A 22,452-nucleotide genomic window follows, 5' to 3' on the forward strand; every position below is an offset into this window, starting at 1 on the left:
AGAAATAAAAAACATGACTCAGCGACCCCCACGTTTTACTGCCAACCGCCTGCACTGGGCGATTTCCGTCGCCCTGCTGGGCACCAGCCTGCCCGCGCTGGGCGACGGCCTGGTGCCTGCGCCCGGCCCCAACGGCTATGCCGTGCTCAGTGAGCACAACGGCGTGCCCGCGCTGGACATCGTGCGCCCGGACGGCAACGGCCTGTCGGATAACCACATGAACCAATTCAACGTCGGCAACCAGGGCCTGGTGCTGAACAATTCGCTGGCCGCAGGCCAGGCGCAACTCGGCCCGCAGCTGGACGCCAACCCGCACCTGCAGGGCCAGGCGGCCAGCACCATCCTCATGCGCGTCGTCGGCCAGGGCGATTCGCGCATCGACGGCCCGCAGGAAATCTTCGGCCAACGCGCCGACTACCTGCTGTCCAACCCCAACGGCATCAGCCTCAACGGCGCCAGCTTCATCAATGCCAACCGCGCCACTTTCCTGGTGGGCATTCCCGAGCTTGAAGACGGCCGCATCGTGCGCCTGGACGCCAGCCTTGAGCGCGGCGTGCTGCAGGTGGGCGAACAGGGTGCCAGCAATACCGAGGGCGCCCTGGACGTGATCACCCCACGGCTGGACACCGAAGGGCGGCTGGATGCCCGCGATGACCTCAACGTGCTGATCGGCCGCAACACCGTGGCCTACGCCGACCGCAGCGTGCTCAGCACCGCACAGCCAGTGGCGGGCGCGGTGGATGCGCACCTGTTGGGCGCGATGCAGGCCGGGCGCATTCGAATCATCAGCACCACCGAAGGCGCCGGGGTGCGCATGCCCAAGGCCCAGCTGGTAGGCCGCGACGGCGTCGAGGTCGACAGCCGAGGTGGCCTGCAGATCAGCGGCAGCCAGACGCGCAACGGCATCGTCAGTTCTGCCGAGGGCAACGTGCGCCTGCACAGCGGCGCCGACATGCAGCTCACGGCCGTGGATGTCGAGGGTGGCACCATCACCGCGAAAGCGGGCAAGGCCCTGCGCATGGACACCCTGACCCGCGAGCAGGTCACCAAGAACCACGACCAGTGGAGCCGCAAGGCCTGGTTCATTCCCACCGAGGAATACTCCAAACGCACCACCGACACGATCCGCCAGCACCTGGCCACACGACTGGAGGCGCGCCAGGACATGACGGTGGAGGCCGGCACCGATATGCACCTGTCCGCCGCCCAGCTCAAGGCGCCTGGCGACCTGGGCGTGCGCAGCGGCGCCAGCCTGACCATCGATGCAGCCCTGGACAGCAAAGCCAGCTTCCAGACCGTCCGCCACCGCAAGCACTTGTGGCGCGGCGACAGCAACACCACCGACGTGCGCGAGACCGCGCGGGGCAGCAACCTGGAAGGCGGCACCGTGCAGGTCAGCAGCGCCGGTGACACCCACGTGCGCGGCAGCCGCCTGCACAGCCAGGGCCCCGGCACACTGCGCAGCGCCGGGGGCGTCACCCTGGACGGCGTCAGCGTGAAAACCAGCCACGACAAGGACGACTACCGCGGCGACCTGATCGGTGGCGCCTTCTTCAGCAAGACCGCCAACGACGAACGCCGCAGCAGCGCACCGCACCGCACCGAGGTGCGCTCGGAGAACAACCTGCAGATCATCGCCAATGAAAAAGTAGCGCTGGTCGGCCCCAAGGTCAGCGCCGCCGGCACCCTGGAGGTCAGCGCTGAAAAAGGCGTGGCGCTGCTACCCGCTGCAGCCGAACACACGAACACCTCCACCACCCGAACCCAGGGTTTCACCGTCAAGGCCGGTGAAACCAAGGCCGCCGCCGATGACAAGGCTGGCAGCAGGCAATACTTTGCTGAAGTCGGCTACACACAGGCAGACACCCGCAAGGCCAGCTCGGCCAAGAGCCACGTTGCCACCGAGGTGTCAGGCGTTACCGTCGACATCAGCGACAAGACCGCCATCAAGATGGTCGGCGCCAAGGTCGACAGCCAGCAGGGCACGCGCGTGCAGGCCCCTGATATCGCCATGCTGACGGCCGTCGACCAACAGCACGACAGCGAGCAGGCCACCACCAGGGACGGTGCCCTGCGCCTGAACGGCGGCATGGACCGGGTTGGAAGCGCATTCAGTGGCGGCATGGCCAACAAGGACAAAACCTCCGAACAGGCCACTCACCTGGCCACTACCCTGCGCAGCGAAGGCACCACCGATATCGTGGGCAAGACGCTGCACACCCAAGCCGCGAGTATCACTGGTGCAGGCGAAACCCGAATCCAGGCAGACAACGCCACCCTGGGCGATGCCCATGACCTGCACAAGGTCAAGGAATCGAGCAGCAGCACCCGTGGGCAACTGGGCGCCAGCCTGGAATACACCGACCTCACCCGCCCCATCGAGAAAGTGGTCAACGGCGAAGACCAGAGCCGCTTCCAGCACCAGGCGCTGGAAGACAACCTGTTCGCCCCCAGCGTGGGCGCCGACCTTGAGGTCAATCACCTCCAACGCAAAACCAGCGCTACCCATGAAACCGCGCGGGTTACCGAGGTGGGCGGTAGTGGCGTGACGGTGAACGTGGCGCAGCAACTGACTGACATTGGCACTGGCTACAAGGCTACCAGCGGCAAGCTGGCCATGAACCTGGGCAACCACCAGCAACATGCCAGCCACGACCGCGAAGCCAGCACCCTAGACCGCCTGGACGTGGACGTTCGCGCGCGCGTAGACACCAACAGCGGCAGCGACATCAACGCCAAGGTAGTGGGCAGCGGCGGCTCGCTGAACAGCAGCAGTGACAACAGCAAGGCCGTGCCCAGCTTGAACCAGGGCCACGCCGGGGTGCAGATTCAGTTGGGCACCGATGGCCGTTATGAAGGCTCGCGCTTCGCCAGCACCGATGGGCCGCTGACGGTAGACGCCGGCGGCACCGTGGCAATTGCGCAGGCCAACGATAAGCAGGTACACGCCAGCACCAGCATCGACGGCTCGGCCTGGGCCAAGGGCGGCACCAGCCCCACCGCCGGCAAGAGCATGGGCGGCAGCGCCATCGGCAAATACACCACCGCCAGCAGCGCCGACAACCAGGGCCGCGCCGCCCAGTTCCACACCCCGGGCGCAGTCAGCCTCAAGGCTGGCAAACAGGTAAACATGGATGGCCCACAGCTTGGCGCCATCGACCGCCCTGTGGCCAGCGTCGAGGTCAGCGCCGGCGACACCGCCAACATCGGCAGTGTCACCGACAGTCACCAGGCCGACGGCCGCGTGTATGGCGGTGGCCTGCAATTGAGCCTGGCGCGCAATGCGCCCCAGGGTGGCAAGGGCGGCGGCATCGGCGCCAGCCTGGAGCTGGGGCAGACCGACGAGCACAGCACCAGCGGCCGCCCGGGCGACTGGCACGTCAAGGGCACTGCCAGCGTCAAGGCGGGCAGTGGCGCCGACACGGCCATCGACATTGAGGGCTTGAACGTCAATGCCCAGCGCCTGGCGCTGAACGCCGAGAAAGGCGGTATTGCCATCAGCAGTGCCGGGACCGATGAACAGCGCAACAACAAGAGCGTGGGCGTTGGCCTGGGCGTCAACGGCGCCAACAGCACCGAGGGCAGCAAGGGCTACAGCGCCGTCCACGGCCGCGCCACCCTCGAACTCGACAAACTGGCCAGCACTACCCACCGCAACAGCGAGATCCGCGTTGAACAACTGGCCATCGACAGCCGCCGTGACACCCGCCTGAGCGGTGTGCGCGTGGAGGCGGACAAGGTGGCTGGCAATGTCGGCGGCGACCTGATTGTCGAAAGCCGTCAGGATCAGGTCAACGGCCATGCAGTGAAGCTGGACGCGCGCCTGAATGCCGAGAAAAACCCCCAGGGCCTGGTCAACGGTGCCACGGCCCTGGCTGGCCCGGCGGGCAGCAAGGTCAAGGAGAAGATCGGCACCGGCCTGCAGAAGGTCGACCTGGGCTTCGCCCCTACCCTGCACCTGGACGTGAACAAGACCCAACGCGACACCGCCGGCGCAGCCAGCGTGGTCACCGGCCGCGACGGCATTGCCCTGAACGTGGATGGCGACACCCATCTGCGCGGCGCGCAGCTGAAAAGCCCGCGTGGCCAGGTAGCGCTGGGTGGCAGCAACGTCAACAGCAGCACCTTGAGCGGCAGCGATTATTCGTTCGGGTTGGAAGGCAAGCTGTCACTGGTACCCGAGGAGATGACCCAGAACCTGGTCGACGCGTTTAGCGGCACGCCGGCCGGCAAGGACCGCACGTCCGACCTGGGGCTGTTGCGCACCAAGGGGCATGATCAGCAGCAAACGTTGGAGGGGGGGATAAAGCACAAGGAGGGGTGATGGGTGTGGACTGCTGACGCGGCCTTTGGCCGCTGCTACGAAAAACCGTAGCAGCGGCCGCAGGCCGCGTCAGGGAGGATCAGAAATCAGCCAGGCGCCACACTTCATAAGCCGGCGTCTCGTAGGGGTGGCTGGCCTTGAGGGCCGCCACCACCGGCTGGATCAACTCATCCGCCACCACAAGTTCCACCTTCCACTCTTCCACCCGCTCAAGCAGCCCAGCCTGGCCCAGGAACGGCGTTGCGCCGTCCATGGGCCGGAACTGGCCTTGCCCCAGCACCTGCCAGGCGCAGCTGTCATAGGCGCCGATGCGACCGCCACCGGCGGCAAACACGGCGCTTTTCACAGCTTCCACATGGCTGGGTGGCACGAAGAAGGCAAGCTTGTACACCGCCTTAGTTCACCCAGACGCGGGCGTTGCGGAACATGCGCATCCACGCCGCGTCTTCGTTCCAGTCATCGGGGCGCCACGAGTTCTGCACGGCACGGAACACACGCTCCGGGTGCGGCATCATGATGGTGACGCGACCGTCGCGGCTGGTCAGGCCGGTGATCCCGCGCGGCGAGCCGTTCGGGTTGGCCGGGTAGGCTTCGGTGACCTTGCCGTGGTTGTCGACGAAGCGCAGGGCCACGCAACCCGACACGTCGGCTTCAATCAGCGCCTGCTCGTTGGCGAACTCCGCATGGCCTTCGCCGTGGGCGATGGCGATCGGCATGCGCGAACCGGCCATGCCCTGCAGGAACACCGAATTCGACTTCTGCACTTCAACCATGGCCACGCGCGCCTCGAACTGCTCGGAGCGGTTGCGCACGAAGTGCGGCCAGAATTCAGTGCCCGGGATCAGCTCGTGCAGGTTGGACATCATCTGGCAACCGTTGCACACACCCAGGGTGAAGGTGTCGTTGCGCTCGAAGTACTGCTGGAACGCATCGCGGGCACGGGCGTTGAACAACGCCGACTTGGCCCAGCCCTCACCGGCACCCAGCACGTCGCCGTAGCTGAAGCCGCCGCAGGCCACCAGGCCCTTGAACTCGTTCAGGTCGACACGGCCAGCGAGGATGTCGCTCATGTGCACGTCGATGGCATTGAAGCCGGCGCGGTCGAAGGCAGCTGCCATCTCGACCTGGCCGTTGACGCCCTGCTCACGCAGCACGGCAACTTGTGGGCGAACGTTGGTCTTGATGTACGGCGCGCTGACGTTTTCGTTGACGTCGAAGCCCAACTTGACGCTCAGGCCCGGGTTGTCTTCTTCCAGCAGGGCGTCGAACTCCTGATCGGCACACTCGGCGTTGTCGCGCAGGCGCTGGATCTGGTAGCTGGTCTCGGCCCACTGGCGTTGCAGCAGGCGACGGTCGCCTTCGAACAGCTGCTCGCCGTTCAGGCTGATGTACACGTGGCCGTTGTTGACCGGCTGGCCGATCACGGCCACGCAGTCACCCAGGCCGGCAGCGCTGAATTGGGCGAGGATGTCGGCGGTGGCATCCTGGCGAACCTGGATGACCGCGCCCAGCTCTTCGTTGAAGAGGATGGCGTTGATCTCTTCCTTGGCGTGGGCCAGGGTGTCCAGTTGCAGGTCCAGGCCGCAGTGGCCGGCGAAGGCCATTTCCATCACGGTGGTCAGCAGGCCGCCGTCGGAACGGTCGTGGTAGGCCAGCAGGTGGCCGTCGGCGTTCAGGCCCTGGATCACGGCGAAGAAGGCTTTCAGGTCTTCGGCGTCGTCGACGTCCGGCGCAGCCTTGGCCAGCTTGGCGTGGGCCTGGGCCAGGATCGAGGCGCCCATGCGGTTCTGGCCACGGCCCAGGTCGATCAGGATCAGATCGGTCAGGCCCTTGTCCATGCGCAGTTGTGGGGTCAGGGTCTTGCGGATGTCCACTACCGGGGCGAAGCCGGTGATGATCAGCGACATCGGCGAGGTCACGCTCTTCTCGGCGCCCTCTTCGCTCCAGCGGGTCTTCATGGACATGGAGTCCTTGCCCACTGGAATGGTGATGCCCAGCTCCGGGCACAGTTCCATGCCCACGGCTTTCACCGCGTCGTACAGGCGGGCGTCTTCACCCGGGTGGCCGGCAGCAGACATCCAGTTGGCCGACAGCTTGATGTCGGACATCTTGGCGATGGACGAGGCAGCGATGTTGGTCAGGGTTTCACCCACGGCCATGCGCGCCGATGCCGGGGCATCCAGCAGCGCCAGCGGCGTGCGTTCGCCCATGGCCATGGCTTCACCGGTGTACACGTCGAAGCTGGTGGCGGTGACGGCAACGTCCGCCACCGGCACTTGCCACGGGCCAACCATCTGGTCACGGTTGACCAGGCCGGTGATGGTGCGGTCGCCAATGGTGATCAGGAAGCTCTTGCTGGCGACGGCCGGGTGGTGCAGCACGCGCTCGATCGATTCGGCCAGGTCCAGCTGGGCCGGGTCGAAGTCGTCGCCCAGTTCGTTTTCACGCACGGCCGAACGGTGCATGCGCGGGGCCTTGCCCAGCAGCACTTCCAGCGGCATGTCGACGGCGTTGTTGCCGAAGTGGCTGTCGGTCACGGTCAGTTGCGGCTCGGCGGTGGCCTCGCCCACTACCGCGAACGGGCAGCGCTCGCGCTCGCAGATGGCCTGGAAGCGCGCGAAGTCGGCGGCGTCGACGGCCAGCACGTAGCGTTCCTGGGATTCGTTGCTCCAGATTTCCAGCGGCGCCATGCCCGGCTCGTCGTTGGGCACGTTGCGCAGCTCGAAGCGGCCACCGCGGCCACCGTCGTTCACCAGTTCCGGGAAGGCGTTGGACAGGCCGCCCGCGCCCACGTCGTGGATGAAGCTGATGGGGTTCTTGTCGCCCAGCTGCCAGCAGCGGTCGATGACCTCCTGGCAGCGGCGTTCCATTTCCGGGTTCTCGCGCTGTACCGAGGCGAAGTCCAGGTCAGCCGAGCTGGTACCGGTGGCCATGGAGGAAGCCGCGCCGCCGCCCAGGCCGATGAGCATGGCCGGGCCGCCCAGCACGATCAGCTTGGAGCCGACGGTGATCTCGCCTTTCTGCACGTGTTCGGCGCGGATGTTGCCCATGCCGCCCGCCAACATGATCGGCTTGTGGTAACCGCGCACTTCTTCACCGTGCGGGGTGTCGATGGCCTGCTCGAAGGTACGGAAGTAGCCGGTCAGGGCCGGACGACCGAATTCGTTGTTGAACGCAGCGCCGCCCAGCGGGCCGTCGATCATGATGTCCAGCGGGGTGACGATGCGCTCGGGCTTGCCGTAGGCCTTTTCCCATGGCTGTTCGAAGCCGGGGATGTTCAGGTTCGATACGGTGAAGCCGGTCAGGCCAGCCTTGGGCTTGGCGCCGCGACCGGTGGCACCTTCGTCGCGGATCTCGCCGCCGGAACCGGTGGAAGCACCCGGGAACGGCGCGATGGCAGTCGGGTGGTTGTGGGTTTCCACCTTCATCAGGATGTGCACCGGCTCCTGCACCGCGCCGTACTGGCGGGTTTCAGGGTTCGGGAAGAAACGCCCGGCCACGCTGCCGACGATCACCGAGGCGTTGTCCTTGTAAGCGGACAACACGCCTTCGCTGTGCATCTGGTAGGTGTTCTTGATCATGCCGAACAGGCTTTTTTCCTGGCTCTGGCCGTCAATATCCCAACTGGCGTTGAAGATCTTGTGGCGGCAGTGCTCGGAGTTCGCCTGGGCGAACATCATCAGCTCGATGTCGTGGGGGTTGCGCCCCAGGCCTTCGAAGCTGGTCACCAGGTAGTCGATCTCGTCTTCGGCCAGGGCCAGGCCCAGCTCGACGTTGGCTTTTTCCAGCGCGGCACGGCCGCCGCCCAGCACGTCGATGGCGGTCAGCGGTTTGGGCTCGGCATGGCTGAACAGCCCGGCGGCCTCTTCCAGCTTGCTCAACACCACCTGGGTCATGCGGTCGTGCAGCAGGCCGGCAACAATGTGTGCCTCGGCTTCGCTGAACTCGCCAGTGACATAGAAGGCAATGCCGCGTTCCAGGCGCTGGACGTTGCCCAGGCCACAGTTATGGGCGATATCGCTGGCCTTGCTCGACCATGGCGAAATGGTGCCGAAGCGCGGCATGACCAGGAACAGGCGGCCCGCAGGCTCCTGGACCGGCACGCTCGGGCCGTACTTGAGAAGACGAGCAAGGACTTGCTGCTCATCGGCGGTCAGTTCGCCAGCTACTTCGGCGAAGTGGGCAAATTCAGCGTACAAGCCACTTACAGCGGGGACCTTCTGGCTCAGTTGCTCGAGTAATTTACCGTGGCGAAAGGCAGAAAGGGCAGGAGCGCCGCGCAGGATCAACATCTTCGGGACAGCCTCAGAAAGGGGTGTGCTTAGAGGCCGTGCATTCTAGCGTAAACCGCCGCCGCAGGCACCCAAAACGGTAATCGTGGCGCCAGCCGGGCATCGGAGCGCATATCCTGTCTTCCGAGTCAAATAAATTTCCCGCGCAATCCCTAGCAGAACGGCGTGATGCTGTCGAGATATGGCGCCCCTCGCGCTTTGCGTATACTGCAAGGATGCATTCAACGACTGCCTCACGCCCGCGCTTCGCCAAATGGCTGATCGCAACCGGTCTACTCCTACTGCTCAACGGCTGCGTCGACAAACCCAGCACGCTCGAGCGAGTCAAGGAGGATGGCGTATTGCGCGTGATAACCCGCAACAGCCCCGCCACCTACTTCCAGGATCGCAACGGCGAAACCGGTTTCGAGTACGAACTGGTCAAGCGTTTCGCCGATGACCTGGGCGTGGAGTTGAAGATCGAGACCGCCGACAACCTCGACGATCTGTTCAGCCAGGTGGGCAAGCCCAACGGCCCGGTGCTGGCGGCTGCCGGCCTGGTCAGCGACGACCAGCGCAAGACCCAGGTGCGTTTCTCCCACCCCTACCTGGAAGTGACCCCGCAGGTCATCTACCGCAACGGCCAATCACGCCCCACCGACGCCAGCGACCTGGTGGGCAAGAAGATCATGGTGCTCAAGGGCAGCAGCCACGCCGCGCAACTGGCCGAACTTAAAAAGCGTTATCCCGGCATACAATACGAAGAGTCTGACGCGGTGGAGGTCGTTGACCTACTGCGCATGGTGGACGAAGGTCAGATCGATCTGACACTGGTGGACTCCAACGAGCTGGCGATGAACCAGGTCTACTTTCCCAACGTACGCGTCGCCTTCGACCTCGGCGACGCCCAGCAGCAGCGCTGGGCGGTGGCCGCCGGCGAAGACAACAGCCTGCTCAACGAGATCAACAGCTACCTCGACAAGGTGCAGAAGAACGGCACCCTGCAGCGCCTGAAAGACCGTTACTACGGCCATGTGGATGTACTGGGCTATGTAGGTGCCTACACCTTCGCCCAGCACCTGCAGCAGCGCCTGCCGCATTTCGAGAAGAACTTCCACGCCTCTGCCAAGAACGAACAGGTGGACTGGCGCCTGCTGGCCGCCATCGGCTACCAGGAGTCCATGTGGCAGGCCGACGTGACGTCCAAGACCGGCGTGCGCGGGCTGATGATGCTGACCCAGAACACGGCCCAGGCCATGGGCGTGGCCAACCGCCTTGACCCCAAGCAGAGCATCGAGGGTGGCGCCAAGTACTTCGCCCTGGTGCGCGACCAGCTTGACGACAAGATTGTCGAACCGGACCGCACCTGGTTCGCCCTGGCTGCCTACAACGTGGGCAGCGGCCATCTCGACGACGCCCGGCAGTTGGCCCGGAACGAAGGCCTGGACCCGAACAAGTGGCTGGACGTGAAGAAAATGCTGCCGCGCCTGTCGCAGAAGCAGTGGTACCGCAAGACCCGCTACGGCTATGCCCGCGGCGGTGAACCGGTGCACTTCGTGGCCAACATCCGCCGTTACTACGACATCCTCACCTGGGTGACCCAGCCGCAGCTGGAAGGCGGCCAGGTGGCGGACAGCAACCTGCACACGCCGGGGGTCAACAAGGCCAAGCCGGCGCAGGACAACCCCTCACTCTGACCCGTAGCAGCGGCCGCAGGCCGCGTCCCCCACACCGCGGTTATGCAGGCCAATCGCGGGACGCGGCCTGGCGGCCGCTGCTACGGGTGCATTGGAGTCAGGGTTTCGCGCGGCGGGCCTTGAAGAATTCGCTCAAAATGGCCCCGCACTCCTCCGCCAGCACTCCACCCTCAATCATCACCCGGTGGTTGAGGAAGCCTTGGGTAAAGAACTGGCCCTGGCTTTGCGCCACGCCGGCCTTGGGCTCCAGCGCGCCATACACCACCCGGCTGACCCGCGAGTGCACGATCAGGCCCGCGCACATGCTGCACGGCTCAAGGGTGACGTACAGCGTGCTGCCGGGCAGGCGGTAGTTGCTCACTGCCTGGGCGGCGTTGCGGATGGCGACCATCTCGGCGTGGGCGCTGGGGTCGCTGCCGCTGATGGGGCAATTGAACCCACGCCCCACGATCTCACCGTTGTGCACCAGCACGGCGCCTACCGGCACCTCGCCCATGGCCGCGCCTTGGGCGGCCAGCGCCAGGGCCTCGCGCATGAAGTGCTGGTCGCGGCTGCGGTCGACAATCATCGGCTGACGCATCTCACGCCACCTCGATCGCGGCCATCAGGCCGGTTTCCATGTGGTCCACCACATGGCAATGGAACATCCAGGTGCCCGGGTTATCCGCCACCAGTGCCACCTGGGCCCGCTCATTCTTGCCCAGCAGGTAAGTATCGGTGAAATACGGCACGATCGTGCGACGATTGGACGCAATCACCTTGAAGGTCATGCCGTGCAAATGGATGGGGTGCTGGTACTGGGTCATGTTCTTCAGTTCGAAAATATAGCTGTTGCCCCGGGTCAGCCGGGCAATGGGCCGGTCGGCGCAGGTCTTGTCGGTAATGTCCCAGGCCTGGCCGTTGAACTGCCAGAAGCTGGGCGGGCGGCCATTATCCCCTTGCGCGGCCGCCGAGCCTACCCATTCCACGTTGAACACCAGCTTTTCGGCCCGGGCCAGGTCAGGTTCCGCCACCGGGTTGGCCGGCAGCGGTGGCGGCCAGGCCCCCGGCGGCAGTGCCGACGCCACTGAACGCAGCGTGCCCAGCCGCACCGGGCCGTCGCGCAGGGCAACCTCTTCACCGGCCGGCGGCATGCGCACCGCCACGCAGGCGCGCATGCCCGGCCCCAGCCAGTAATCGTCGCCGAAAGCGCGGGGCTCGATGGGGTTGCCGTCCAGGGCGTACAGGCGCAGCTCGGCGTTGCCGCGAAAATTCAGCCGGTAGGTGGCGGTGTTGTCGACGTTCAACAGGCGCAGGCGCACGATCTGCCCGGCAGGCAGGTCGATAGTCGCCTGCGGCATGCCATTGATACTCGACAGCCGCCCCAGGGTGCCGACCCGCGCCGCCTCCCGGGCAACGCTGAAAGGCACGAAGGCGCCCTGCCCATCGACGTGCCAGCTTTTCAGGCTCAAGGTAGCTTCATGCGCGAAGCCGGTGGGCTCGCGCTCCTCGACAATCAGCGGCCCCACCAGGCCGCGCCCCAGCTGTTCAGTGCTGGCCACATGCGGGTGGTACCAGAAGGTGCCGGCGTCGGGCACGCGGAAGCGATAGTCGAAATACTCGCCCGGAAGCACCGGCAGCTGCGACACGTAGGGCACGCCGTCCATCTCCAGCGGCAGGCGAATGCCGTGCCAGTGAATGGTGGTGGGCACCGGCAGGCGATTGATGAAGCGCACCCGCAGCCATTCGCCCTGGCGCGCCCGCAGCTCGGTGCCGGGCGCGCTGCCGCCAAACGCCCAGGCAGGGGTGAGGTGGCCAGGCACCAGCTCAAGGTCCAGCGGCGCGGCAATCAGTTCGTAGTCATGGCTGGCCTGGTCAGCCCGGCGGCCCAGCCAGTAACGCGCGGCGCCACCGGCACCGATACCAACCACCGCCAGGCCGGCGACGCCAGCGAGCATCTGGCGACGGGTGAAAGACATGGAAGTGCCCCCTTCGAATACGGCGAAAGCGGGCACGATACACCCCGACGCGGCGCGCGAAGGCCATCGAAACATCTTGCGAAAAAATCCTTCTGCCAATGGGTGCATGGCTACCACCCTCTGATGCAGGGCCCGGCCCATAGTCCTACCTTTCTCACCCCAAGGAAGGCCCACCATGACCAACGCCCAACAGCCAGGCGCCGCCGATCGCCAGGCCCTGCTAGCCATCGCCAAGCGCATCGCCGACACCCTGCCCGACATGCGCCAGAAAGCCCGCGACACCGCCAACCTGATCCTGCACCGACATACCGGGGCCTACGGCGAACCGGACCATATCTGGTGGCACCGCTGGAAAAACGGCAACACCAGCCCGCGCACCTATTCAGGCTGGGAACACTACGGCAAGCCAGTGGAATCCTTCACCCTGCCCCAGTTGGTCATGCACCGCTTCAACCCAGGGGACCAGGACAACGCTGACCTGCTGCACATGTGGGGCGGGTTCTACAGCAAGGGGCCCAACGAGCGCTTCTACGACGAGAAAACCGAGATTCGCCTCGAACCCCAGGATGTGCTCAATGACTTCTGGGGCCTGGACTTCGCCGGCCACTACCGTAAAGACCTCGACCAGTTCTGGGCCCAGCACGCTGGCGACTTCCGGGTCATGGCCAAGGCTAACTTCCTCGCCAAAGCGCTGGAAGATCGCGAGGCGCGGCGGCTGTCCGATGCCCAATTCCAGATACTGGTGAAAGCCGTGGCCGGCGAAGTCACCTGGCCGATCACCCTGCAGGCACTGCGCACCGAGATATCCCCCAGCACCACCCTGAAGGTCTACGCCTTCGACATCGCCGGCCATATCGCCACCGACATCCTGCGCATCGTCGACCAGGACGGCTGGCAATACCTGTACATGCCCGGCACGGTGAACACGTTCCATGCCTTCGAAACCGACCAGGACCTGTACTGGTGGGTGCTGTCGGAAACCAACATGGCGCAGAACCGCGCGCATTTCATGAGCCACTGGCCGCTGGCCGCCAATGACGGCGACGATGCCCTGCACCACAGCCTCGACCTGCTGTTCCAGGCCTGGGGCAAGAACCACGCAAAGCCCATCAACCGCCTGAAAATAAGCTTGTCGGAGGACCCGTTCACCTTCCTCGCCGACACCAGCCGCCAACGCATGTACGACGACATGCAGATGCTGCTGCACACCAATGGCCAGCTGCGCGAGCAAATGTGGGTCGGCTATCTGAAAGCGTTCGGCCAGGCGTTCGGGGGGCTGGCCGCCCTGCACTGGCCCATCGCCCTGGCGGTAGTGGGCGCTGGCATTGCCGAGATGGGGCTGCACATCGATGAGGCCGTCAATGGCCACGACACCGCCGAGCGCAAGCAGGCCGTCATCGCCGCCATCACCAGCGCCGTCGAAGTGCTGTTCAATGCGACTTACCTGTGGGTACCTGCGGAAGAAGCTGTCGCCAGCGAGTTCCAACCGCCGGCCACGCACATCGCCATGCCCGATATCGCCCCGCAGCTTCCCGCCCAGTACAGCGCCGTGGAAATTGCCGAACTGCTGGCACCACTGGAAACCAATGAACTGATCGAGGGCAAATCCCTGGGCACCAATGGCCGCAGGCAGGGTGTCTACGAGGACAGCCATGGCCAGGACTACATCGAAATGGGTGACATGACCTATCAGGTGCGCTATGCCAGCGACATCAACCGCTGGACCATCATCGACCCCGCCAACCCCTATTCCTTCTACCAGAGCGTGCCCGTGCAACTGAATGCCGAAGGCGCGTGGGAACCATTGGAGCGCCTGAAACTCAAGGCCGGCGGCAAAATTTTCGGCAAACTGCCTTGGGGTAACCCGATTTCCCGGCCAAGCGTGGCCCTGACCCCCAGGTTTCGCTACGACGTGCCAGAGACGCTGCGCCCGCTATTGCAAGACGGCGCCAATGGCTCGGCCGACCTGCTGATCAGCGGCGCCCACGCCGACATCCATACCCCGGGCTCGATGCAGGCCTACAGCGAATTTCGCGCCCTGCGCGACCAGCTCGGCACCGACACCCAGGCATTCTTCCAGGACTTCACCCCACCTGCTCGCCCGGCGATCCCCGAACTCGACCCCGTGGCTGCGCAGCCAACGATCATCAAGGGCATCTACGCCAAGACCGACGGCCTGGTGATTGGCGAATCCCACAGCAGCGTCGCCAGCAAGAAATTCCTCATCGACAACATGCCGCTGCTGGCCAGGGAGAAGGTGCGTACGTTGTTCATGGAGCATTTGCTGACGGACTTTCACCAGGTGCACCTTGACGCCTATGCCCGCACCGGCAACCTGCCGGACGAACTGCAGGCCTACCTGCGTAAAATGGACGGCGGCTTCCATACCGACCCATCCGGCCGCTACACCTTCCTGGAACTGGTGAAGGCCGCGCACCGCAACCATATCCGCATACAGGCCATCGATTGCATGGCCAGCTACCGCCAAGCAGGCCTGCTGGACACCACCGACACGCTGCGCCAGAAGACCATGAACTACTTCGCCCACACCGTCATCGCCGCCGACCGTGAAACCCGTGGTGCCAGCAAGTGGGTGGCACTGATGGGCAATACCCACGCCAACACCTTCAAGGGCGTGCCTGGCATGGCCGAACTGGAAGGCGCCATCGGCCTGCGTGTAGCCGATGTCCCAAGCAACGCGGCCCGCGGCGTGCGCGCGGACACCGGCGTGCACCCCGCAGGTTCCGGCTTCGACGGCCCCGGCGGGCTGGTAAAGGGCGACCTCTACTACCCCATGGGCACCCTGCGCCAGGCCCGCGACCTGGAGCATGAGCTGTCGGCACCCGGTATGTTCACCATCGACACCGTGCAAGTGTTCAAGGAGCTGATTCACCGCAGCGCCGATGGCTCGCTGGTGTTCACTGAATTGAAGAAGGACGGGCAGATGATTTATATAGAGCGGCCGCGCTGGGCCACGGTGCATAAGCGACGCTTCGACAACACGCGCGAGCTGATCACGGCGTTGACGATGATTGGGTTGAAGTACGTCGGGTGACTATCGGTGCAACAGCCGTAGCAGCTGCCGAAGGCTGCGTCGCGCCGCGCGGGCGGCGCTCGATCTCTAAAACAGCAAAAGAGCCTGTTTCCAGCATCCCATAAAAAAACCGCCCGAGGCCAAAGCCCCGGGCGGTTCTCATTGCTGCCATCGGCCCTCAGGCCAACCGCATCATTCCCACTCGATCGTCGCAGGCGGCTTGCTCGACACGTCGTAAGTCACGCGCGAAATGCCTTCGATTTCGTTGATGATGCGGCCGCTGACGGTTTCCAGCAGCTCGTAAGGCAGGTGTGCCCAACGTGCAGTCATGAAGTCGATGGTTTCCACGGCGCGCAGCGCCACGACCCAGGCGTAACGACGGCCGTCGCCTACCACGCCTACCGATTTCACCGGCTGGAACACCACGAAGGCCTGGCTGACCTTGTGGTACCAGTCGGCCTTGCGCAGTTCTTCGATGAAGATGTGGTCGGCGCGACGCAGCAGGTCGGCGTATTCCTTCTTCACTTCACCCAGGATGCGCACGCCCAGGCCCGGGCCCGGGAACGGGTGACGGTAGACCATGTCGTACGGCAGGCCCAGTTCCAGGCCCAGACGGCGGACTTCGTCCTTGAACAGCTCACGCAGCGGCTCGACCAGCTTGAGGTTCATCTCCTCCGGCAGGCCACCCACGTTGTGGTGCGACTTGATCACGTGGGCCTTGCCGCTCTTGGCGCCAGCCGACTCGATCACGTCGGGGTAGATGGTGCCCTGGGCCAGGTACTTGATGTTGTCCAGCTTGCAGGATTCGGCATCGAACACGTCGATGAAGGTGCGGCCGATGATCTTGCGCTTCTTCTCCGGGTCGGCTTCGCCGGCCAGGTTGTTCAGGAACTGGTCTTCGGCGTTGGCGCGGATCACCTTGACGCCCATGTTCTCGGCGAACATGGCCATCACCTGCTCGCCTTCGTGCAGGCGCAGCAGGCCGTTGTCGACGAACACGCAGGTCAGCTGGTCGCCGATGGCCTTGTGCAGCAGGGCTGCAACCACCGAGGAGTCGACGCCGCCGGACAGGCCCAGCAGGACGTTGTCGGTACCGACCTGGGCACGGATGTTGGCGATGGCGTCTTCGGCGATCTTCGAAGGCGTCCACAGGGCTTCACATTCGCAGATGTCGAGGATGAAGCGCGACAGGATGCGACCGCCCTGCTTGGTGTGGGTCACTTCCGGGTGGAACTGCACGCCGTAGTAGCCACGGGCGTCGTCGACCATGCCGGCGATCGGGCAGCTTGGGGTGCTGGCCAGTACGTGGAAGCCTTCCGGGATCTTGGTGACCTTGTCACCGTGGCTCATCCACACGTCCAGGCCGAACACGCCGTCGGCGTCGACGTGGTCTTCGATGCCGTCGAGGATGCGGCTCTTGCCGACCACGTCCACGCGGGCGTAGCCGAATTCACGCAGCTCGGAACCTTCAACCTTGCCGCCCAGTTGCTCGGCCATGGTTTGCATGCCGTAGCAGATGCCGAATACCGGCACGCCCAGGTCCCACACCGCTTGCGGTGCGCGCGGGCTGTTGGCTTCGTGCACGGATTCCGGGCCGCCGGCCAGGATGATGCCGCGCGGGGCGAATTCGCGAATCGCTTCGTCGTCCATGTCGAAGGGGTGCAGCTCGCAGTACACGCCGATTTCGCGCACGCGACGGGCGATCAGCTGGGTGTACTGGGAACCGAAGTCCAGAATCAGGATTCGGTGGGCGTGAATGTCGAGGGCCATGACTAGTTCTCGTCAGTGGTAATCGGAAACAACACGGGGCTGCAATGAACAGCCCCGCCTAAAAATTCAGCAAGCGCCCGGGGCGGTGGCCACGGGCGCTTGAGATCAACCTACGCGATAGTTCGGCGCTTCCTTGGTGATCTGCACGTCGTGGACGTGGGATTCGGCCATGCCGGCACCGGTGATACGCACGAATTCAGGCTTGGTGCGCATTTCCTCGATGTTGGCGCTGCCGGTGTAACCCATGGAAGAACGCAGGCCACCCATCAGCTGGTGGATGATGGCGGTCAGGGTGCCTTTGTACGGCACGCGGCCTTCGATGCCTTCCGGTACCAGTTTCTCGGCGCCAGCGGCCGAATCCTGGAAGTAGCGGTCGCTCGAACCCTGGGCCTGGGACATGGCGCCCAGCGAACCCATACCGCGGTAAGCCTTGTACGAACGGCCCTGGAACAGCTCGATCTCGCCCGGGGCCTCTTCGGTACCGGCGAACATCGAACCCATCATCACGCAGGAAGCACCGGCGACGATGGCCTTGGACAGGTCACCGGAGAAGCGGATGCCACCGTCGGCGATCAGCGGCACGCCCGAACCTTCCAGGGCGGCGGCGACGTTGGCGATGGCGCTGATTTGCGGCACGCCTACACCGGCGACGATACGGGTGGTGCAGATGGAGCCAGGGCCGATACCGACCTTGACGGCGTCTGCGCCGGCTTCAACCAGGGCCTTGGCCGCAGCGCCGGTCGCGATGTTGCCACCGATGACCTGAACGTGCGGGTAGTTGTCCTTGACCCAGCGAACGCGGTCGATCACACCCTTGGAGTGACCGTGGGCGGTGTCGACCACCACCACGTCAACGCCGGCGGCTACCAGGGCGGCAACGCGCTCGCCGGTGTCCTTGCCAGTGCCTACGGCCGCGCCGACGCGCAGGCGAGCCTGGTCGTCCTTGCTGGCCAGCGGGTAGGCCTTGGCCTTTTCGATGTCCTTGACGGTCATCATGCCCTTGAGCTGGAACTTGTCGTCCACGATCAGGACTTTTTCCAGGCGGTGCTTGTGCAGCAGCTCGCGCACTTCGTTCTTGTCGGCGCCTTCGCGCACGGTGACCAAACGCTCTTTAGGCGTCATCACTTCGCGAACGGTGGCTTCCAGGCGGGTTTCGAAACGCACGTCACGGGAGGTGACGATGCCGACCAGGTCGCCATCGTGCAGCACCGGCACGCCGGAGATGTTGTGCTGGCGGGTCAGTTCGAACAGGTCACGTACGGTGGCGTCAGCCTCGATGGTGATCGGGTCCTTGACCACGCCGGCCTCGAACTTCTTGACCTTGCGCACTTCGGCAGCTTGCTGCTCGATGGTCATGTTCTTGTGGATGATACCGATACCGCCTTCCTGGGCCATGGCAATGGCCAGACGGGCTTCGGTAACGGTGTCCATGGCGGCGGAGACCAGGGGAATATTCAGCTCGATGCCACGGGTCAAACGGGTCTTCAGGCTGACTTCATTAGGCAGTACTTCGGAATAACCGGGTACGAGGAGAATGTCGTCGAAGGTCAGTGCTTCTTGGCTGATACGCAGCATCGCGGGGGCTCCCGAGCGGGAAAATTGGAAGCGCGCCATTATACCTATCCCCCCGCCGATGCTCAACGTAAACCTCCAGCGATTTCGTCGCAGCCTAAATGTCGACGCGCACCTCGCGAACCTTGCGCTCCAGGCGCTCGCCAAACTCGAAGAGAAATTCACGCTTGAACCGCGCGTCGGCCCAGCCGTTGAAGATGAAGCCCAGGTTGGAAAACGCGCAGGGCTGCAGGAACAGGAAGCCGTTGATGTCATCTTCGTGGCGGCATTCGGGGCACATGAAGTTATCGGTGTGGCCGGGCATCCAGTCTTCCAGGCTGTCAAACAGCGCCTCGCCGATTTCCTGGCGGCACTCGGGGCAGCCGGCTTCTTCCTTGAAACCCGTGGTGGGGGTGAAGATGCAGCGCTTGGTCACCAGCTCAAGGCCGTTCACGGGCTGGCCATAGGGCAGCAGCTCGGGGTGCTCGACCACATTGCGCGCGCCAGGGCCGATGGCGTAGCCCATGCCGTTGCCGGTGCGGCCGCAGGTGGTGAGCTGTTCCTCGATGATGTTTTTCTGCCACAGCCAGCGCAGCACCCGCCGGGCCTTGCCTTCGCGCCCGGGAAAACTGGAGATCAACGGGACGATAATGCTTTGCGAACTCATGGCGACGGACCTGCGTGGGCGTGTAAATGGGCGCAGCATAATCCCGTGAGCCCGCAGGTCAAGCACCCAGGTAGCGACCGATCAGCGCGATACCGCTGGCCAGCACCAGCCAGTTCACCAGGCGCACGAAGGCCTCGCGCGACAGCCCCATGGTCAACCGGCGCCCCAGCCACAGCCCCAGCGCCATGGCCGGCAGCAAGGCGGCGGCCAGCACCAGCAAGCCGCCGTCGGTGTACACCCCGGCGATCACGAACAGCCCCAGGCGCACCACGGTGCTGCAGCTGATCAATGCGCTTTGGGTGGCGCGGGCCGGCTCCTTGTCCAGCCGGGCATTCAGATAAATGGCATATAGAAAGCCGCCACTGCCGAACAACGCCCCGAACAGGCCACCCGTCACGCCCATGGGCAGCGCCCAGATGGCCCGCAGGCTGGCGGGGCGCACCTTGACCAGCAGCCCGTACAGGGCGTAAGCGCTGATGAACAGCCCCATCAATAACAGCAGCAGGCGCGACTGCAGGTTGAGCAAGAACACCACGCCAACCGTGCAGCCGACTGCCATGCACGGCAGCAGCCGTTTCAGCTCCACCCCAGCCACGGCCTTGCGTGACGGCAGCAGGTTGCCAAACGCGGCGATGAAATCCAGCAGCACCAGCAACGGGATGATCCGCGCCAACGGCATGAAACAGATCAACACCGGCCCGGCCACCAGCGCCGTGCCGAAGCCGGCGATACCGAACACCACGTAGGCAACCGCCACCCCCAAAAGCATGCAAGCCCAATCCGCCCCGGTGAACGGCAAGGCACTCAGCAACTCCATCGGTTATCCCTCCTCCTTGGTGGTACATCATCGTAGCAGCGGCCCCCAGGCCGCGTAACAGGCGCCGTGACACTGCATCAAGGCGGGACGCAGCCTTCGGCAGCTGCTACGGGGCATGGCTCCGGCGGCGTATTGGCCTTATGATGCCCGCCATGAACAAAGACCCCTTTGCCGTACTCGGCCTGGACCGCGAGGTCCTCACTGTCAGCCAGCTCAACGGCCGCGCACGCGTGCTGCTTGAAGACGTGTTCAGCAGCATCTGGGTGGAAGGCGAAATCTCCAACCTCGCCCGCCCGGCGTCCGGCCACGTGTACTTCACCTTGAAGGACAGCGGCGCCCAGGTGCGCTGCGCGCTGTTCCGCCAGAACGCCCAGCGCGTGCGCCAGGCGCTGAAGGACGGGCTGGCGGTGAAGGTGCGCGGCAAGGTCTCGCTGTTCGAAGGCCGTGGCGACTACCAACTGATCCTCGACACCGTGGAGCCGGCCGGCGACGGCGCCCTGCGCCTGGCGTTCGACGCACTGAAAGAGAAACTCAGCGGCGAAGGCCTGTTCAGCAGCGAACGCAAGGTGCCCCTGCCCGCCCACCCGCAACGCATCGGCATTGTCAGCTCGCCCACCGGTGCGGTGATCCGCGACATCATCAGCGTGTTCCGCCGCCGCGCGCCGCAGGTCGAACTGACCCTGATACCCACCGCCGTGCAGGGCCGCGAGGCCATCAACCAGATTGTCCGCGGCATTCGCCTGGCCGACGCCGCTGGCTTCGATGCCATTATCCTCGCCCGTGGTGGCGGCTCCCTTGAAGACCTGTGGTGCTTCAACGAGGAAGCGGTGGCCCGCGCCATTGCAGCCTGCGTCACGCCTATCGTCAGCGCCGTGGGCCACGAGACCGACGTGTCCATCAGTGACTTCGTCGCCGATGTGCGCGCACCCACGCCGTCCGCCGCTGCCGAACTGCTGGCGCCCGACAGCAGCGACCTGCAACGCCGCGTGGAAAGCCTGCAACGGCGCCTGCTGATGCGCATCCAGAACCGCCTGGCCCACGACCGCCTGCGCCTGGAAGGCCTGACCAAGCGCCTGCGCCACCCCGGTGAACGGCTGCGCCAGCAGGCCCAGCGCCTGGACGACCTGGACATGCGCATGCGCCGCGCCTTCGAGCAGCGCCTGAACCTGCGCAAGCACCGCCTGGCGCAACTGGAAACGCGCCTGGCCGGGCAACACCCGGGGCGCACCCTGGCCATGCTGCGCCAGCGCATCGACAGCCTCGCCGAACGCCTGCCGCGGGCCATGCGCGAAGGCCTCAAGGCCCGCCGCGTGCAGCTGAACAATCAGATGCAGACCCTGCACATCGTCAGCCCGCTGGCCACCCTCAGCCGTGGCTACAGCATCCTGCTGGATGAACGCGGCCAGGCCGTACGCCGCGCCGAGCAAACCCGCACCGGCCAGCGCCTGACGGCCAAGCTGGGCGAAGGCGAGCTGCAGGTGCGGGTCGAAGACAACCACCTGACTCCGGTCACCCTCTCGCTTCTGGACTGAACCATGCCGCGCCTGCTGACCGCCCTGTTATTGCTGTGCCTGACCTTCACCGCCCAGGCCGACAGCTACCTGACCCGCCTGCTGAACAAGCCGGTACCCGGCGGCGTGGCCGTGGTCGACCTGGGCAGCGCCGCGCAGGCCCCCAAGGCCTTCTTCGACGGCAAGCCGGTGCTGGTGGTGCGCGAGCAGCAGAACTGGCGCGCCATCGTCGGCCTGCCGCTGACCCAAAAGCCCGGGCCGGCGCGCATCACCACCGCCGACCAGCGCAGCCTGGGCTTCGTGGTGGGCAGCAAGCACTACCCCGAGCAGCACATCACGCTGAAGAACAACCGCCAGGTCAACCCCAACCCGGCTGACCTGAAGCGCTTTGAAGTGGAGCTGGCCGAGCAGCTCAAGGCCTACCGCAGCTTCAGCCCCGGCACACCCAGCAACCTGCTGTTGGACAAGCCGGTGAACGGCCCGCTGTCGAGCCGCTTCGGCGTGCGTCGATTCTTCAATGGCGAAGAGCGCAACCCCCATGCCGGGCTGGATTTCGCGGTGCCGGCGGGTACGCCAATCAAGACCCCGGCGGCGGGCAAGGTCATATTGGTGGGCAACTACTTCTTCAACGGCAATACCGTGTTCGTCGACCACGGGCAGGGCTTCATCAGCATGTTCTGCCACATGTCGAAGATCGACGTGAAGGTGGGCCAGGATCTGGCGCGCGGAGCCGTGGTCGGCCGCGTGGGTATGACCGGCCGGGCGACGGGGCCGCACATGCACTGGAACGTCAGCCTGAACGATGCCCGCGTGGACCCCGCCATCTTCATCGGCGCGTTCCAACCCTGATAG

General features: G+C 65.0%; 13 protein-coding genes. 5 read left to right on the top strand and 8 right to left on the bottom strand.

Annotation, left to right across the window (positions count from 1 at the left end; all coding sequences use genetic code 11):
• Positions 1–13 precede the first annotated feature (13 nt).
• Positions 14–4,324 carry a hemagglutinin repeat-containing protein gene (locus AC0SZ7_RS09010; RefSeq protein ID WP_475504062.1) on the top strand — a complete coding sequence of 1,437 codons (4,311 nt, stop codon included), beginning with the start codon at positions 14–16 and terminating at the stop codon, positions 4,322–4,324.
• A gap of 79 nt (positions 4,325–4,403) precedes the next feature.
• On the opposite strand, the gene AC0SZ7_RS09015 is transcribed toward AC0SZ7_RS09010, so the two are convergent.
• On the bottom strand, positions 4,404–4,715 hold the full coding sequence (locus AC0SZ7_RS09015; RefSeq protein WP_475504063.1) for an NGG1p interacting factor NIF3: 312 nt from the start codon (positions 4,713–4,715) through the stop codon (positions 4,404–4,406).
• A gap of 4 nt (positions 4,716–4,719) precedes the next feature.
• Positions 4,720–8,616, bottom strand: a complete 3,897-nt coding sequence (gene purL, locus AC0SZ7_RS09020) for a phosphoribosylformylglycinamidine synthase (protein WP_475504064.1) — start codon at positions 8,614–8,616, stop codon at positions 4,720–4,722.
• 215 nt (positions 8,617–8,831) lie between these two features.
• Between purL and mltF the strand changes: the two genes are divergently transcribed.
• Positions 8,832–10,292, top strand: a complete 1,461-nt coding sequence (gene mltF / locus AC0SZ7_RS09025; protein WP_475504065.1) for a membrane-bound lytic murein transglycosylase MltF — start codon at positions 8,832–8,834, stop codon at positions 10,290–10,292.
• Between the two features lie 97 nt (positions 10,293–10,389).
• Here the strand turns inward: mltF and tadA are convergent, their stop codons facing one another.
• A complete protein-coding gene (tadA, locus tag AC0SZ7_RS09030) occupies positions 10,390–10,872 on the bottom strand; it encodes a tRNA adenosine(34) deaminase TadA (RefSeq protein ID WP_475504066.1) in 483 nt (160 codons plus the stop codon).
• 1 nt (position 10,873) lies between these two features.
• The gene (locus AC0SZ7_RS09035) at positions 10,874–12,250 is read right to left on the bottom strand and encodes a multicopper oxidase family protein (RefSeq protein ID WP_475504067.1); all 1,377 of its coding nucleotides are present in this window, start codon (positions 12,248–12,250) and stop codon (positions 10,874–10,876) included.
• A 175-nt stretch (positions 12,251–12,425) separates the two neighbouring features.
• Here AC0SZ7_RS09035 and AC0SZ7_RS09040 point away from each other — a divergent pair, with 175 nt between their 5' ends.
• Complete coding sequence (locus AC0SZ7_RS09040; RefSeq protein WP_475504068.1) at positions 12,426–15,305, top strand: dermonecrotic toxin domain-containing protein; 2,880 nt, start codon at positions 12,426–12,428, stop codon at positions 15,303–15,305.
• A 171-nt stretch (positions 15,306–15,476) separates the two neighbouring features.
• Here the strand turns inward: AC0SZ7_RS09040 and guaA are convergent, their stop codons facing one another.
• The 4 genes from guaA to AC0SZ7_RS09060 all read right to left on the bottom strand — a co-directional run bounded on the left by guaA (position 15,477) and on the right by AC0SZ7_RS09060 (position 20,089).
• Positions 15,477–17,054 carry a glutamine-hydrolyzing GMP synthase gene (guaA, locus tag AC0SZ7_RS09045; protein WP_455922349.1) on the bottom strand — a complete coding sequence of 526 codons (1,578 nt, stop codon included), beginning with the start codon at positions 17,052–17,054 and terminating at the stop codon, positions 15,477–15,479.
• 105 nt (positions 17,055–17,159) lie between these two features.
• A complete protein-coding gene (gene guaB, locus AC0SZ7_RS09050) occupies positions 17,160–18,629 on the bottom strand; it encodes an IMP dehydrogenase (RefSeq protein ID WP_158154807.1) in 1,470 nt (489 codons plus the stop codon).
• 94 nt (positions 18,630–18,723) lie between these two features.
• On the bottom strand, positions 18,724–19,272 hold the full coding sequence (locus tag AC0SZ7_RS09055) for a sugar ABC transporter ATPase (RefSeq protein WP_475504069.1): 549 nt from the start codon (positions 19,270–19,272) through the stop codon (positions 18,724–18,726).
• A 58-nt stretch (positions 19,273–19,330) separates the two neighbouring features.
• A complete protein-coding gene (locus AC0SZ7_RS09060) occupies positions 19,331–20,089 on the bottom strand; it encodes a TSUP family transporter (RefSeq protein WP_475504070.1) in 759 nt (252 codons plus the stop codon).
• A 152-nt stretch (positions 20,090–20,241) separates the two neighbouring features.
• On the opposite strand from AC0SZ7_RS09060, the gene xseA reads away from it, so the two are divergent.
• Entirely contained in the window at positions 20,242–21,621 is a 1,380-nt protein-coding gene (gene xseA, locus AC0SZ7_RS09065) for an exodeoxyribonuclease VII large subunit (protein WP_475504071.1), read from the top strand.
• 3 nt (positions 21,622–21,624) lie between these two features.
• Positions 21,625–22,449 (top strand): peptidoglycan DD-metalloendopeptidase family protein, encoded by an 825-nt coding sequence (locus AC0SZ7_RS09070; RefSeq protein WP_475504072.1) that lies wholly within the window; start codon positions 21,625–21,627, stop codon positions 22,447–22,449.
• Positions 22,450–22,452: the final 3 nt, after the last annotated feature.

Source organism: Pseudomonas sp. JC1203 (genome assembly GCF_056175065.1).

Coding starts and splice junctions, on each gene's coding strand:
- AC0SZ7_RS09010 (WP_475504062.1), top strand. CDS start 14: ATGACTCAGCGACCCCCACGTTTTACTGCCAACCGCCTGCACTGGGCG.
- purL (WP_475504064.1), bottom strand. CDS start 8,616: ATGTTGATCCTGCGCGGCGCTCCTGCCCTTTCTGCCTTTCGCCACGGT.
- mltF (WP_475504065.1), top strand. CDS start 8,832: ATGCATTCAACGACTGCCTCACGCCCGCGCTTCGCCAAATGGCTGATC.
- tadA (WP_475504066.1), bottom strand. CDS start 10,872: ATGCGTCAGCCGATGATTGTCGACCGCAGCCGCGACCAGCACTTCATG.
- AC0SZ7_RS09035 (WP_475504067.1), bottom strand. CDS start 12,250: ATGTCTTTCACCCGTCGCCAGATGCTCGCTGGCGTCGCCGGCCTGGCG.
- AC0SZ7_RS09040 (WP_475504068.1), top strand. CDS start 12,426: ATGACCAACGCCCAACAGCCAGGCGCCGCCGATCGCCAGGCCCTGCTA.
- guaA (WP_455922349.1), bottom strand. CDS start 17,054: ATGGCCCTCGACATTCACGCCCACCGAATCCTGATTCTGGACTTCGGT.
- guaB (WP_158154807.1), bottom strand. CDS start 18,629: ATGCTGCGTATCAGCCAAGAAGCACTGACCTTCGACGACATTCTCCTC.
- AC0SZ7_RS09055 (WP_475504069.1), bottom strand. CDS start 19,272: ATGAGTTCGCAAAGCATTATCGTCCCGTTGATCTCCAGTTTTCCCGGG.
- AC0SZ7_RS09060 (WP_475504070.1), bottom strand. CDS start 20,089: ATGGAGTTGCTGAGTGCCTTGCCGTTCACCGGGGCGGATTGGGCTTGC.
- xseA (WP_475504071.1), top strand. CDS start 20,242: ATGAACAAAGACCCCTTTGCCGTACTCGGCCTGGACCGCGAGGTCCTC.
- AC0SZ7_RS09070 (WP_475504072.1), top strand. CDS start 21,625: ATGCCGCGCCTGCTGACCGCCCTGTTATTGCTGTGCCTGACCTTCACC.